The sequence below is a fragment of the Kitasatospora sp. NPDC057965 genome (assembly GCF_042887135.1).
Taxonomy (GTDB): Bacteria; Actinomycetota; Actinomycetes; order Streptomycetales; family Streptomycetaceae; genus Kitasatospora.
Genome location: NZ_JBHVPZ010000004.1, coordinates 41,749 through 55,792 on the forward strand (window position 1 = coordinate 41,749; position 14,044 = coordinate 55,792).

General features: G+C 75.0%; 13 protein-coding genes. 7 read left to right on the forward strand and 6 right to left on the reverse strand.

Features of this window, described 5'->3' with window-relative positions; translation table 11 throughout:
• Window positions 1–89: 89 nt before the first annotated feature.
• Entirely contained in the window at window positions 90–1,436 is a 1,347-nt protein-coding gene (locus ACFVVU_RS06025) for an FAD-binding oxidoreductase (protein WP_387788542.1), read from the reverse strand.
• 97 nt (window positions 1,437–1,533) lie between these two features.
• Complete coding sequence (locus ACFVVU_RS06030) at window positions 1,534–1,917, reverse strand: VOC family protein (protein WP_355367086.1); 384 nt, start codon at window positions 1,915–1,917, stop codon at window positions 1,534–1,536.
• A gap of 115 nt (window positions 1,918–2,032) precedes the next feature.
• Here ACFVVU_RS06030 and ACFVVU_RS06035 point away from each other — a divergent pair, with 115 nt between their 5' ends.
• The 7 genes from ACFVVU_RS06035 to ACFVVU_RS06065 all read left to right on the forward strand — a co-directional run bounded on the left by ACFVVU_RS06035 (window position 2,033) and on the right by ACFVVU_RS06065 (window position 10,207).
• Window positions 2,033–2,722: a TetR/AcrR family transcriptional regulator gene (locus ACFVVU_RS06035; RefSeq protein WP_380684771.1), complete on the forward strand. Its 690-nt coding sequence runs from the start codon at window positions 2,033–2,035 to the stop codon at window positions 2,720–2,722.
• 57 nt (window positions 2,723–2,779) lie between these two features.
• Window positions 2,780–3,214, forward strand: coding sequence for a GNAT family N-acetyltransferase (locus tag ACFVVU_RS06040; protein WP_380684770.1), 435 nt, complete (start codon window positions 2,780–2,782; stop codon window positions 3,212–3,214).
• Between the two features lie 93 nt (window positions 3,215–3,307).
• Window positions 3,308–3,862 (forward strand): SRPBCC family protein, encoded by a 555-nt coding sequence (locus tag ACFVVU_RS06045; protein WP_380684769.1) that lies wholly within the window; start codon window positions 3,308–3,310, stop codon window positions 3,860–3,862.
• A 90-nt stretch (window positions 3,863–3,952) separates the two neighbouring features.
• Window positions 3,953–5,533, forward strand: a complete 1,581-nt coding sequence (locus ACFVVU_RS06050) for a class I adenylate-forming enzyme family protein (RefSeq protein WP_380684768.1) — start codon at window positions 3,953–3,955, stop codon at window positions 5,531–5,533.
• Window positions 5,530–6,765, forward strand: coding sequence for an FAD-dependent monooxygenase (locus ACFVVU_RS06055; protein ID WP_387788543.1), 1,236 nt, complete (start codon window positions 5,530–5,532; stop codon window positions 6,763–6,765). The genes ACFVVU_RS06050 and ACFVVU_RS06055 overlap by 4 nt, the downstream gene beginning before the upstream one ends.
• Window positions 6,762–8,795: an FAD/NAD(P)-binding protein gene (locus tag ACFVVU_RS06060; RefSeq protein WP_380684766.1), complete on the forward strand. Its 2,034-nt coding sequence runs from the start codon at window positions 6,762–6,764 to the stop codon at window positions 8,793–8,795. Before ACFVVU_RS06055 ends, ACFVVU_RS06060 begins: the two co-directional genes overlap by 4 nt.
• Window positions 8,792–10,207 carry a lyase family protein gene (locus tag ACFVVU_RS06065; RefSeq protein ID WP_387788544.1) on the forward strand — a complete coding sequence of 472 codons (1,416 nt, stop codon included), beginning with the start codon at window positions 8,792–8,794 and terminating at the stop codon, window positions 10,205–10,207. The genes ACFVVU_RS06060 and ACFVVU_RS06065 overlap by 4 nt, the downstream gene beginning before the upstream one ends.
• Before the next feature lie 58 nt (window positions 10,208–10,265).
• Here ACFVVU_RS06065 and ACFVVU_RS06070 read toward each other — a convergent pair whose 3' ends face one another.
• From ACFVVU_RS06070 to ACFVVU_RS06085, 4 genes are read right to left on the reverse strand one after another with little or no spacing between them, the layout of a single operon-like run.
• The gene (locus ACFVVU_RS06070) at window positions 10,266–11,660 is read right to left on the reverse strand and encodes an aldehyde dehydrogenase family protein (RefSeq protein WP_380685089.1); all 1,395 of its coding nucleotides are present in this window, start codon (window positions 11,658–11,660) and stop codon (window positions 10,266–10,268) included.
• Window positions 11,660–12,796, reverse strand: coding sequence for a phenazine antibiotic biosynthesis protein (locus ACFVVU_RS06075; protein ID WP_380685090.1), 1,137 nt, complete (start codon window positions 12,794–12,796; stop codon window positions 11,660–11,662). Before ACFVVU_RS06075 ends, ACFVVU_RS06070 begins: the two co-directional genes overlap by 1 nt.
• Window positions 12,793–13,200: a DUF4440 domain-containing protein gene (locus tag ACFVVU_RS06080; RefSeq protein WP_355362129.1), complete on the reverse strand. Its 408-nt coding sequence runs from the start codon at window positions 13,198–13,200 to the stop codon at window positions 12,793–12,795. The genes ACFVVU_RS06075 and ACFVVU_RS06080 overlap by 4 nt, the downstream gene beginning before the upstream one ends.
• An 8-nt stretch (window positions 13,201–13,208) precedes the next feature.
• On the reverse strand, window positions 13,209–14,012 hold the full coding sequence (locus tag ACFVVU_RS06085; RefSeq protein WP_380685091.1) for an arylamine N-acetyltransferase: 804 nt from the start codon (window positions 14,010–14,012) through the stop codon (window positions 13,209–13,211).
• Window positions 14,013–14,044 lie beyond the last annotated feature (32 nt).

Genomic DNA, 14,044 nt, shown 5'->3' on the forward strand with positions numbered 1-14,044 from the left:
CCGGGCACGCCGACGGCCGGCCCCGGAGGACCGGCCGAACGGGCAGAACACCAGGTCAGGAGGACAGCGTGGCAGAGATCGGGAGGGGATCAGGAGGCGGGCGGGATGTTGAAGTTGAGCCGGAACAGGTTCCCCGGGTCGTACACCGCCTTGAGCTCGGTGAGCCGCCGGTGGACCGGCTCGGGGTAGGCGGTGCGCACGGTGGCCGGGTCGGCGTCGTCCATCCCGAAGAAGTTGGCCAGCGCCCCGCCGGTGGACCACGGCCGCAGGCTCCCGTGCAGGGCGGTGTGCGCGGCGCGCAGCTCCTCCAGGGCGAACGGGCCGATCACTCCGGTGGAGAAGGCGAGGTACTCGGCGTCCCGGCCGCCGACCGCGTTCGGCACGGCCGGCTCGCGCGAGTACGCGCCGCCCTGCAGCCGGATCTCGACGATCAGCGGGCTGCCGGCGTCCGGCCCGGCGAGGTCCAGCACGGCGTCCGCGGTGGCGGCGGTGAACGCGCGCAGCGTGCTGTTGCGGTCGCTCGCGGGGTGCGCGAACGGCGGCTCGTGGTGGATCGTGCCGGCCTCGGTGAAGGGCAGCTCGCGCACGGTGTCCAGCAGCGGGGTGCCGAACGCCCGCAGCGGCCGCACCCACTCCTCTCCCTGCCCGGCCGGGCCGCTCCAGGCGACCCGCAGCACGGCGGCGTACCGGCCGCGGAGCGGCTCGGGGACGGCCTCCAGGTCGGGGTAGCGGATCAGCTGGGCGGAGGTGGCCAGCTGCTCGGGGACGGTCCGGCTCCAGGCGGCCCAGCCGTGCAGCGCGGCGGCCGCGGACTCGGCCGGGAAGTAGAGGCCGCCGCCGTACAGGCCGGTGCACGGGACGAGGCCGATCTCCATCTCGGTGACGATCCCGAAGTTGTCCTTGCCGCCGAGCAGCGCCCAGAACAGCTCGGGCTCGGCGGCCGGTGTGGCGGTGCGGTGCCGGCCGTCGGCGGTGACCACCTCAAGGCGGCGCACGTGGTCCGCGGCGAAGCCGTGGTGGCGGCCGAGCAGGCCGATGCCGCCGCCGAGGGTGTAGCCGACCGCGCCGACGTCCGGGTTGGAGCCGCTGAGCGGGGCGAGGCCGTGCGGAGCGGCGGCGGCTATCACCTCGCGCCAGCGGACGCCGGCCGCGACGGTGGCGGTGCGCGCGGCCGGGTCGACGGTGACGCCGTCCAGCCCGGCGGTGTCGATCACCAGCTCGCCGTCGGTGGGCACCGAGATGCCGTGGCCGGTGGCCCGGACGGCGACCGCGAGGCCGTTCGCGGCGGCGTACCGGACGGCGGTGGACACGTCCTGCGGGTCGGCGGCGACCACCACCAGGCCCGGGCGGTGGTCCAGCGCGAGGTTGTAGCCGGTCCGGTGGGCGTCGTACTCGGCGTCGCCGGGCCGGTACACCGGCCCCTTGGTCTCGATCATGCGGGGAGGCTAACCCGCCCGGGGGCGGAGCAATCCCGTCCGCATCCGATCTCTGTCAGGTTTCCGGCCACGGGAGTTGACGCACCGTCGGACCGGTTCACCGGCTGTCGCCGGAGGCCCGGGTCATGATCTCCAGGTTGTGGCCGCTCGGGTCCTCGAAGTAGGCGCCACGACCGCCGAACCAGTCGTTGACCCGGCCCGCGTGGCGGTGGAAGGGGTCGGCCCAGTAGGTGAGCCCGCGCTCCCGGACCCGGTCGAGGATGGCGTCGAACTCCTCGTCGCCGACCAGGAAGGCGTAGTGCCCGGTGGGAACCGGTCCGCCGACCCGCATCACGTCCAGGGCGACGTCGTTGGCGAGCCGGACGACCAGGAAGGGCTCGCTGCGCACCGGGGCGGCGACGCCCAGGACCTCGCTGAGGAAGCGGGCGGTCTCCTCGTCGTCCCGCGCCGGGACGATCGTGTGGTTCAGCTGAACGGCCATGGAACCCTTCCCTCCTGGGGCTTCCGGACGTCTGTCGAGCGTAGGACTTCAAGTCCGCTTCACGTCAAGTGTGTCGTAAACTACACGATGTAGTGCACCGCAAGGAGGGTTTCCCGTGACCGACCAGACCGCCCCGCAGGCCACGACCGCCCCCACGCCCCCGGCCACCGGCCCGGGCGGCGACCGCCGAGGCATGCCGGAGAAGCGGGTGGCGATCGCCCGCGCCGCGCGCACGGTGTTCGGCCGCGAGGGCTTCACCCGGACCAGCGTGGACGCCATCGCCGCCGAGGCGGGCGTCTCCAAGCGCACCATCTACAACCACTTCGCCGACAAGGAGCAGCTGTTCCAGTCGGTGGTCCTGGAGGGCGCCACCGCGGTGGCCGCCACCCAGGCCAGGATCGCCGACCGCCATCTGCGCAAGATCGTCGACCTGCGCACCGACCTGATCGACTTCGGCCTGGAGCGGGTCGACTCGCTCACCACCTTCGCCGAGCACTGGGCGCTGGTGCGCACCATCGAAGCCGAGGCGCTGCACATCCGCCCGGCGCTGCTGGAGGCCTGGCAGGAGGCCGGCCCGCGGGAGACCCACCGGGTGCTGACGCACTGGATGACGGAGTTCGCCGAGCGAGGGCTGCTGGTGGTGCCGGACCCGGAGGAGGCCGCCCGGATGCTCAACCTGCTGACCTTCCTCGCCGTCGCCCAGCCCACCTTCTACGGCGCGCTCCCGATGCCGCCCGAGCGGATCGACGAGGTCGTCGCGAACGGGGTCACGGCGTTCCTCGCGGTGTACGGCGCCGGGCAGTAGCCTCCCGGGGGAGCGCCCGGGCACCCGGGCCGCCACGACCCGCGGGGGGAACGGGACATGGAACTGACCGTGGTGGACATCGGGCCGGGCACGCCCGAGCTGCACCGGGACGTCGCACCGCTGATCCGGGCGCTGCGTCCGGCGCTCGGGGCCGACGGCTTCGCCGCCTTCGCCGCCGAGGCGCACGCCCAGGGGCTGGTCTTCACCGCCGCCTACGACGAGCGGGGGCGCTGCCTGGCGGTGGCCACCCACCGGGTGCTGGCCACCAGCCGGGGCCGGCTGCTCTTCGTCGAGGACCTGGTGACCGCGCCGGCGGCCCGCTCGGCGGGGATCGGCGGGCGGCTCTTCACGGTGCTCGGGGAGCGGGCCCGGACGGCCGGCTGCGTGCGGATCGAGCTGGACTCGGGGACGGCCAACCACGGCGCGCACCGCTTCTACCACGCCCACCGGATGGCGGTCACCGCCCTGCACTTCGGCCTGGAACTGAAGTGACCGGACGCTGATCTGTCAGGTCCACGGCCGGACTTGACGGACCCGGCGGCACGCCTTTGACCCTCCCGCGCGCCGCCGCCCAGGATTCCGGCCATGGGAGACATCACAGAAAGCAGCGCGGAAACCGCGCCCCTTTTCCTTTCCCGCTCCGAGATCCGGATCTCCGCCGCCCCGGACGAGGTCTATTCCGTGATCAGCGACCTCCCGCGCTGCGGCGAGTGGAGCCCGGAGTGCCAGGGCGGCAGCTGGGTGTCCGGCGAGCCGTCCGCGGTCGGCTCGGTGTTCCGCGGCGAGAACCTGCGCAGTCCGGACGTCGTCGCCTGGGCGCCGGTGGTGCGCGGCACCTGGTTCACCCACGCCGAGGTGGTCGCCGCCGAGCCCGGCCGGACCTTCCGCTGGGCCATGCGGGACAGCGCCGGCCGGGCCCAGGACAGCGTCTGGGCCTTCGACGTCGCGGCCGCGGAGGACGGCGGCAGCATGCTGGTGCACCACTTCCGGATGGGCGGCGCCACCGAGGGGATCCGCGGGATCACCGCGGAGATGGACGAGGACGGCAAGCGCCGGTTCTTCGCCGAGTGGGGCGAGAAGGTCGCGGCCGACCTGGGGGCGACCCTGGAGCGGATCAAGCAGGTCATCGAAAAGGGCTGAGAAAGCCGATCCCCCCCTGAAGCGATTCCGACAACCCCTGCACGTCCCTGAAAGCACAGCGACCCGCAACCCCACCGAGAGGGCGGAACGGTGCTCCTTCAGCGCATAGCCAACCGGGGAATCCGACTGGGCACGCTCTTCGAGCGGGCCGCCGTCCGGAACGGCGCGAACGTGGTGATCCTCGACCACGACCTCGACATCGCTCCCGAGCTGGGCCGGCGGGCCACCGTCGCCGAGCTCGCCGACCTGGTCGACGACCACGCCTCCCGGCTGTGGGCGGCCGGGGTCCGCCCGGGCCGCCGGGTGGTGGTCCACAAGTCGAACAGCTTCGACATCACCCTGCTCGCCTGCGCCGCGGCCCGGATCGGCGCCGTCCCGGTGCTGCTCTCGCCCCAGCTGGACGGCGCGACCGTCACCGAGCTGGTGCGCCGCACCGGCGAACCGTTCCTGCTCACCGACGCGGCCAAGCTCGTCGAGGAACTGCCGGCCGAGGTCTTCGACCTGGCCTCCGGCGTCCTGCTGGCCTCCGGCGAGCACCCCGGCGCCGTCCCGCTGGCCACGCTGGCCGGCGCCCCGCGGGTCGCCCCGGCCACCCCGGCGCCCGACCACCCGACCCTGATCACCCACACCTCCGGCACCACCGGCACGCCCAAGCTGGCCGTGCACACCGGCCGCACCCTGGAGGCCCGCTACCGCCCGCAGGCGGCCGTGCTGCGCCCGGTCGTCCCCGGGCGGGAGACCATCGCGATCCACGTCTCCTTCGTGCACTCCCGGCTGGTCACCGCCCTGGCGATCTCGCTGTTCCGCGGCTTCCCGATCCTGGTGCTGGCGCACTCGGAGCCCGCGCACGTCGGCGCGCTGTTCGCCCGGCTGCGCCCGGGAATCCTGGAGGCGCACCCCAACTCCTTCATGGAGTGGGAGGAGCTGGCGAAGGACCCGCGCCGCCCGCTGGCCAACGTCAAGCTGTTCTCGTCCACCTTCGACGCGATCCACCCGCGCACCGTGCGCACCATGCTGGCCGCCTCCGCGCGGCGCGCACCGGTCTTCGGCCAGCTGTACGGGCAGAGCGAGGTCGGCCCGGCGGTGGTGCGCTCGTTCTCCCGGCGGCGCGGCGCGGACGCCGACGGCCGCTGCGTGGGCATGCCGTTCCCCGGCTTCACCGACGTCCGGGTGGTGAGCCGCAACGGCGCGCCCCCGTCGGAGGACAACCCGGGGTTCATCGAGGTCCGCAGCGACGGCCGGATCGTCACCTACCTCGGCGAGCAGGCCCGCTACGAGCAGCAGGTGCAGGACGGCTGGTGGCGGATGGGCGACGTCGGCTACCGCACCCGGTGGGGCTGCGTGCACCTGCTGGACCGCGAGGTGGACCTGATCGAGGGCTTCGGCTCCACGCTGGCCGCCGAGGACACCCTGTTCGCCCGGCTCGCCGAGCTCGCCGAGGTGGTGATCGTGCCGGGCCCGGACGGCCGGCCGGTCCCGGTCGTCTGCACCAAGGGCGACCGCCCGCTCGACCCGGCCGCCTGGCGGGCCGCCGCGGCGGGCCTGCCGCCGATGGCCGACCCGGTGCACTGGCGGCTCGGCGAACTCCCGGCCACCGCCACCACCAAGATCAAACGGCTGGAGCTGGCCCGCCGGCTGGCGTCCGCCGAGAGCGACGGGCCGCTCCGATGAGCGGGGACCGCGGCACCGCCGCGACCGTGCTGGTGGCCGGCGGCGGGATCGGCGGGCTGGCCGCCGCACTGGCCCTGGCCCGGGCCGGCCACCGGGCGGTGGTCCTGGAGCGGGCGGCGGAGTTCGCCGAGATCGGTGCGGGCATCCAGATCGCACCGAACGGCATCCTCGCGCTGGAACGGCTCGGCCTCGGCGACGCCGTCCGGGCGGCTGGGGTGCACATGGCCGAGCTGCGCTTCATGGACGGCGTCACCGGCGAGCACGTCACCAGCCTGACCCTCACCGAGCGCTACCGGCAGCGGTTCGGCAACCCGTACGTGGTGGTGCACCGGGCCGAGCTGCACGGGCTGCTGCTGCGTGCCTGCCGGGCCGATGAGCGGATCGAGCTGCGCGCCGCCACCGCCGTCACCGGCTACCGGCAGGACGCCGCGGGCGTGACCGCGCTGCTGGCCGGCGGCGGCGCGGTGCACGGCGACGCGCTCGTCGGCGCGGACGGCATCCACTCGGCGGTCCGTGCCCAGCTGGTCGGCGACGGCGAGCCGCGGATCTCCGGCATCACCGTGTACCGGGCGGTGATCCCGATGGAGCTGGTCCCCGAGGAGCTGCGGCTGCTCACCTCGGTGACCTGGTGGACCGGCCCGCACTGCCACTTCGTCCACTACCCGATCGCCGGCGGGTCCTTCCTCAACCTGGCCGCCTCCCGGGACAACGGCGCCACCGAGGCGCTCGCCAACGTACCGGTCCCCGAGGAGACGGTCGCGGAGCAGCTGGCGGGCCTGGCCGCGCCGGCCGCCCGGCGGCTGCTGGCGCTCGGCGAGGGCTGGCGCTCCTGGGTGCTGGTGGACCGAGACCCGGTGGAGCGCTGGACCGACGACCGGGTGGCGCTGCTCGGCGACGCCGCGCACCCGATGCTGCACTACGCGGCCCAGGGCGCCTGCCAGGCCCTGGAGGACGCCGTGCTGCTGGGCGAGTTGGCCGACGGCACCGACGCCCTCGCACGGGCCTTCGCCTCGTTCGCCGCCGAACGGCGCGCCCGCACCGCGGCCGTGCAGCGCGCCGCGCGGGAGTCGATCCGGCTCTGGCACCCGGCGGGCGAGGCCGCCGAGGCCCGCAACCGGCTACTGCGCGGCTTCTCCGAGGGCGAGCTGCACGAGCGGGTGGCCTGGATGCACGGAGTCAAGACCTTTTCATCATCTGATCACCACAACTACGATGGCGAGCCGTGGGCATGATCGACCGTCACCTCCAGATCTGTGTCATCGGCGCGGGTCCGCGCGGCCTGTCAGTACTGGAACGGCTCTGCGCCAACGAACGAACCCGGCCCGCCGGGTCCACCGTCACCGTGCACGTGGTGGACCCGGCGCCCCCCGGCGCGGGCCGGGTCTGGCGCACCGACCAGTCCCGGCACCTCCTGATGAACACGGTGGCCTCGCAGATCACCGTGTACACCGACGACAGCGTACGGATCGAGGGCCCGGTCGAACCCGGCCCGAGCCTGTACGAATGGGCAAAGTCCATTGCCCGGGAGGGCGGTTCCGCCGGCCGTCCGGCCCGCCACGACGACCAGACCCTGGCCGAGGCCGCCGACCTGGGTCCGAACACCTACCCGACCCGCGCCTTCTACGGCCAGTACCTGCACGACGCCTTCCGCGCCGTGGTCGCCGCCGCCCCGCCCACCGTGACCGTCCGGGTGCACCGCTCCCGGGCGGTCGCGATGGCCGACGCGCACGGCTTCCCCGGCGGCCCGCAGGGCGTCCGGCTGGAGGACGGCACCCGGCTGAACCGGCTGGACGCCATCGTGCTCGCCCAGGGCCACGTCCCCGCCCGGCCCACCCCGCGCGAGGCGCGCACCGCCAGCCTGGCCCGGATCCACCACCTCGACTACGTCGCCCCCGCCAACCCCGCCGACGTCCACGTCACCACCCGGCCCGGCCAGAGCGTCCTGCTGCGCGGCCTCGGCCTCAACTTCTTCGACCACATGGCGCTCTTCACGCTCGGCCGCGGCGGCCACTTCGAGCGGGTCGACGGCACCCTGGTCTACCGCCCCTCCGGCACCGAGCCCAGGCTCTACGCCACCTCCCGGCGCGGCATCCCGTACCACGCGCGCGGCGAGAACGAGAAGGGCGCCCACGGACGCCACCTGCCCCGGCTGCTCACCACCGAGGTGGTCGCCGGGCTGCGCGAACGCGCCCGCCGGGGCGAGCCGGTGCGCTTCGCCACCGACCTGTGGCCGCTGGTCTCCCGCGAGGTGGAGGCCGTCTACTACGGCGCGCTGCTCACCGCCAGGGCCCGCGGCGCCGAGCGCGCGGACTTCACCGACCGCTACCTGACCGCCGACGACCCGGCCGCGGTGCTCGACGCCCACGGCCTCCCGGCGACCGAGCGGTGGAGCTGGGACCGGCTCTCCCGCCCGTACGCCGGGCGGGAGTTCACCGACCGCGCCGACTTCCGCGGCTGGCTGCTCGACCACCTGCGCCAGGACGTCGCCGAGGCCCGGGCCGGAAACCTCAGCGGCCCGCTGAAGGCCGCCCTGGACGTGCTGCGCGACCTGCGCAACGAGATCCGGCTGGCGGTCGACCACAGCGGCATCGAGGGCGACTCCTACCGGGACGACCTGGACGGCTGGTACACCCCGCTGAACGCCTTCCTGTCCATCGGCCCGCCGACCGAGCGGATTGAGCAGCTGATCGCGCTCGTCGAGGCCGGGGTGCTGGAACTGCTCGGCCCCGGCACCGAGATCCGGATCGACCCGGTCGACCCGGCGTTCACCGCGCACTCCACCGCCGTCCCCGGCCCACCGGTCCGGGCCTCGGTGCTGATCGAGGCCCGGCTGCCCGAACCCGACCTGCGCCGCACCGACGACCCCCTGCTGCGCCATCTGCTGGACACCGAGCAGTGCGCCCCCTACCGGATCCCCGACGGACACGGCGGCGGCTACCAGACCGGCGGCCTCGCCGTCACCGAGCGGCCCTACCGGCTGCTGGACGCGCGCGGCCGGGCGCACCCGCGCCGCTTCGCGTACGGCGTGCCGACCGAGGCCGTGCACTGGGTGACCGCCGCCGGCATCCGCCCCGGCGTCGACTCGGTGACCCTGGGCGACTCCGACGCCATCGCCCGCGCGGTGCTGGCGCTCTCCCCCGCCCCCGAGTGGCCCGCCGCGCCGCTGCCGCCCCAGGCCCGCGCCGACGGCACCGACGGCACCGACGGCACGTTCCGGGTGAGCGAGACCGAGGAGATCCGACCGAGAGGCGTCGTCGTATGACCGACCAGCACCCCGCCCCGACCGGGGCCGACACCGACTCCGGGCTGCTCTCGCCCGTCCGGGCCGGCACCCCGGTCGAGGCGGCCGTGGCCGACCGGGCCTGGCTGCAGGCCATGCTGGACGCCGAGGCCGCGCTGGCCCGCGCCCAGGCCGGACTCGGCACGGTGCCCCCCGCCGCGGCCGCCGCGATCACCCGGGCCGCCCGCGCCGAGCACTTCGACGCCCGCGAGCTCGCGCTCGCCTCCCGGGAGACCGCCAACCCGGTGGTCGGCCTGGTCCAGGCACTGGCCCGGGTGGTGGCCGCCGAGGACCCGGCCGCCGCCGAGTACGTGCACCGCGGCTCGACCAGCCAGGACATCCTGGACACCGGCGCGATGCTCGTCGCCGCCCGGGCCCTGCGGCTGATCCGCGCCGACCTGGAGCGCACCGCCGGCGCGCTCGCCGCGCTGGCCGCCGAGCACCGGGACACCGTGCTGGCCGGCCGCACCCTGGCCCTGCAGGCGGTGCCCACCGCCTTCGGCCTCAAGGCGGCCGGCTGGCGGCAGCTGGTGCTGGACGCCGACCGCCGGCTCGCCGCCGTCCTGGCGGACGGGCTGCCGGTCGCCCTCGGCGGCGCCGCCGGAACCCTGGCCGGCTACCTGGAGTACGCCCGGCTGGACGGCCCGGACCCGGACGTCGACGCCGGCGCCTACCTGGACCGGCTGGTGGACGCCTTCGCGGCGGAGACCGGACTGGCCCGCCCGGCGCTGCCCTGGCACGCGCTGCGCACCCCGATGGCCGACCTGGCCGCCGCGCTGGCCTTCACCGCCGGGGCGCTCGGCAAGATCGCGGTGGACGTGCAGTCGATGACCCGCACCGAGGTCGGCGAGGTGGTCGAGCCGGCCGCCGCCGGGCGCGGCGCCTCCTCCGCGATGCCGCACAAGCGCAACCCGGTGCTGTCCACCCTGCTGCGCAGCGCCGCGCTCCAGGTGCCGGTGCTGGCCGCCGGACTGACCCAGTGCCTGGTCACCGAGGACGAGCGCTCCGGCGGCGCCTGGCACGCCGAGTGGCTGCTGCTGCGCGAGTGCCTGCGGCTGGCCGGCGGAGCCGCGTTCACCTCGGTGGAGCTGGCCGAGGGGCTGCTGGTCCGCCCGGAGCGGATGCGGGCCAACTTGGAGCTCACCGGCGGACAGCTGGTCTCCGAGCGGATCGCCGCCCGGCTGGCACCCGGGCTCGGCAAGGCTGAGGCCAAGCGGCTGCTGACCGAGGTCTCGCTGACCGCCGACCGGGAGGGCCGCCCGCTGGCCGAGGTGCTGGGCGGACGGCCGGAACTGGCCGGGCACTTCACCCCGGCCGAGATCGCCGAGCTGTGCGACCCGGCCGGGTACACCGGCGCGGCCGGCGCCCTGGTCGACCGGGCCCTGCGGGCCTGAACGCGCGGCCGGGCGGCCGGGGTCCCGGGGGCGGTGAGCCCCCGGGACCCCGGTCCGCTCAGCGGATGACGGTCTTGGTCCGCATCAGGAACTCCCCGAGGTAGCCGTCGTGCGGCACACCCGGCCGGATCCAGTACGTCGGGTGGTCGCCCCGGTAGACGTTGGCGATGCTCGGCTCGCGCAGCAGCCGGTCGAACAGCTCGTCGTCCCCGGTGAGCGCGGTCAGCACCAGCGAGTCGCGCAGCGGCGCGACCCCGGCCTCCGGGCTCCACGGCGCCACCCAGACGCAGGGGAAGGCGAGTTCGATCCCGGCCTGCTCGGCGTCCGGCCGGTCCAGCTGGTGCACCGCCGGGCGCAGCACCGCGCTGCCGTCGCCGAGTTCGGCCACCACGCCGTCACCGCCGAGCCAGGCCCGGGTGCCGGCCGCCCGGCGCAGCAGGTACGCCTCGATCGCCCGGGCCTCGGCGACCGGCTGGACGGAGAGCACCGCCTTCTCGTCCTCCGGCGGCAGGGTGGGCAGCGCGGAGAGCCGTTCGGCGATCGCCGCCGCCAGCGGCGCCGGGTCGCCCTCGACCAGCACGGCGGTGGCGTTGATGCAGGCCACCCCGCCCTGGTGGGCGATCGAGTCGACGACGGTGTCCAGGTGCTCCCGCCAGTCGGTGTCCCGGGTGATCAGGATCTTGGAGCGCCCCGGGCCCTGCGGCAGCACGGTGCTGCCGGCGTACTTGCGGACCACGTCGTCGCCGCCGTAGACCATGCCGAGGTCGGCGCCGGCCAGCAGTTCGTCGGCGACGTCGTGGTCGGTGGGCAGCAGCACCACCTGGTCGGAGCCGAAGCCGGCCAGCCGCAGCGCGGTGACCAGCCGGTGCGGGGTGAGCGGTTCGCGCCGCGAGGGCCGGACGGCGACCCGGTAGCCGAGCGCCAGCGCCTCCAGCCAGAGGCCGTGCGGGCCCGGGTGGTTGCCGGCCGCGTGGACGGCGAACACCTCGCCGCGCCTGGTCCACACCGCGCTGCCGCGGCGCGTCGCGCTGTCCCGCCAGTCGGCCACCGCCCCGGCCGGGCGGGCCTGCTGGGCGGCCCAGCCGGCCTTCTCGGCGGAGTCGGCGATGGCCCGGACGGCCTCCCGGACCACCCCGATCGGCACCCCGGAGACCCGGGCCACGGCGCGCTGGTAGCCGTCGAGGTCCAGGCCGTCGATGCGCTCGGTGAGGAAGATCCGCCCGGCCCGGGCGAGCGCGGCGGACCGCTCCTCGGCCGGCAGCGGCTCGGCGGCGTGCAGGGCGCGCATCGCGCGGCTGACGAACAGCCGTGGCACCAGGCTGAGTTCGGCGAACGGCGCGCCGGTGACGTCGCCCACCACGGTCCGCTTGCGGGCCCGGTACGGCTCGCCGGGGCCGAGCGCGTCCAGCTGCAGCAGGGGGGACGGCTGCGAGGGCCGGGACTGCTCCGTCATCAGTACACCCCCTCGACGACCGTCTCGTCCTCGAACTCCCGGACCGGCGCGATGTCCGCGACCGAGTCCCCGGGCTGTCCGGGCGGCGCGGGGATCCGGGTGGCGAGGTCGCGCTCCAGGTTGTTGGGCACCAGCAGCCCCTTGGAGACGTGGTGCATCACCACCTGGCCGCGCTCGCCGTACTCCACCGTCCGCCCGGTCTCCGGGTCGACCACGCCGAAGCTCATGTACGGCGCGAAGGGGTCGTAGACGCAGGGGTCGTCGTCGGTCAGCCCGGGACGCTCGCTGGCGTTGCCGAGGATCATGGTCGAGCCGTAGCCGCTGTAGAGCACGGCCTTCGGGAAGACCTCGGTGCGGTAGAGGTGGCGGGTGTCCGGGTCCAGCTGGGTGCCGACCCAGTTGATCGCCCGGACCTTCTCGTCCACCAGCCGGGCCAGGTCGTCCCGGCGGGCGATCCGCTCCAGCACCGGCGGGGTGCAGAGCAGCACGCCGACGTCCTGGGTCTCCAGCACGAAGGCGACCTGGTCGACGATGTGCTCGGCGTAGGCGGCGGCCTCCTCGCCGCGGCCCGCCGAGATCAGCTTCTTGACCCAGCGCGGGTCGAGGTCGACGGTGAAGGCGAGGCCGCCGCGCAGCGCGGTCTGCGCCTTGATGACGTCGCCGACCATGTGCGGGCCGGTGGGCCCGACGACCAGCCAGTTGACGTCCTGCGGCACGCCGTGCAGGTCGAGCTGGGCGCTGGACCAGCCGAGCAGCCGGTCCAGCCAGTCGCGCAGCAGCAGGATCCGCTTGGGCGCGCCGGTGGTGCCGCCGCTCTCGTAGACGCCGACCACCTCGGCGCGCCCGCCGTAGCCGCGCGGCAGGAGGTCCTCGACCCGGGCGGTGCGCAGTTCGTTGGCGAGGTTGGGGAACTTCGCGAGGTCGGCGTGGGTGGTGACGTCGGTGAGCGGGTCGAAGCCGAGCGAGCCGGCCCGGGCGAGCCAGAACGGGGAGCCGGTCTCCGGGGAGAAGTGCCAGCGCATCGCGGCGCGCAGGTAGGCGTCCGGGTCGGGGCCGGCGTCGAAGGGCAGGTCGAGCAGGGGGTCGGGCAGCGGGCCGGGCCCTTCCAGGACAGGGCTTTCCGGAACGGGGGTCACTGGGGTCCCTCCTCGGGGAGGCGGTCGGTGCCGGGCGGGTTGTCGATGGCGTAGCGCCAGCGGCCGTCGGCGCCGCGCCGGGCGACGTCGGTGGCGGTGCCCGCGGAGCGGAACGGGTTGCCGTCCGGGTCCTCGCCCTCGATCAGGTAGTCGCCGATCAGCAGGGCGAGGTCGCCGGTGGTGTAGCAGTGCCGGAGTTCGATGCGGATCGGCAGGCCGAGGGCCAGGAAGCCGGCGACGGCGGCGCGCCGGTCGTCGCCGGTGAGCACCGTGCCGGGACGGTCGACGAAGGCGGCGCCTGGTTCGAAGAGCGGCTCGACGGCGGCCGGGTCGCCGGTGTTGAAGGCCTCGGCGAAGACGGCGGGCAGCCGGGCCGGGTCGGTCGGCGGGGTCGCGGAGGTCATGGCGGAGGTCATCCCGTCTGGACGCCGGCGGTCACGCCGCCGGCGGGCTGGGCGGGCAGCCGGTCGAGGCTGAAGCCGAAGTGGGTCTTGTAGGCCTCCAGCACGGCGGCGTCGCCGGCGAACTCCTGGGTGCTGCGCTCCCCGCCGGCCAGCGTGGAGAGCTGGTTGCCCTTGAGGGTGATCCGGCCGTCCTCGGTCCGCAGGGTGCAGAACACGTCCTGCAGGAAGGGCGATTCGGGCGCGGTGCGGTACCACCAGAGGGTCGGGCGGAAGTCCTCGATCCGCACCGGGCGGTCGTCCAGCCGGTACAGCGGCCTGCCGTTCAGCAGCACGTCGAAGCCGCCGCCCTCGACGTCGACCAGCTGGAACTCGCCGTCCGGGTCGTGCTGGACCTCGCGGGAGGCCAGCCGCAGCGGGTGGCGGCTGTTGCGGCCGAAGCCGGTGTCGACCAGCCACTGCTCGCCGTCCACGGTGACCCGCAGGGCGAGGTGGCACAGGGCTGCGCCGAGCGTGCCGCCGGGGCGGTGGACCCGGCCGGGGAGGATCTCCACCGGGTAGCCGAGGGCGGTGAGCAGGAACGAGAAGGCCGGGTTCACCTCGTAGCAGCCGCCGCCGCGGTGCTGGCGGACGATCTTGTCGAGGACCTGCTCGTCCATGTGGACGGGCTCGTCGAGGTGGTAGCCGAGGTTCTCGAACGGCACGGACAGCACGTGCCGCTCCTGGAGGCGGGTGAGCGCGGCGAGGTCGGCCCGCTCGGGCCGTTCGGCGCCGATCCGGGCGAGATACGCGTCCACCAAGGCGTCGTCCAGCACGGTGATCTCCTTGTCGGTGATTGCGGTGGTTG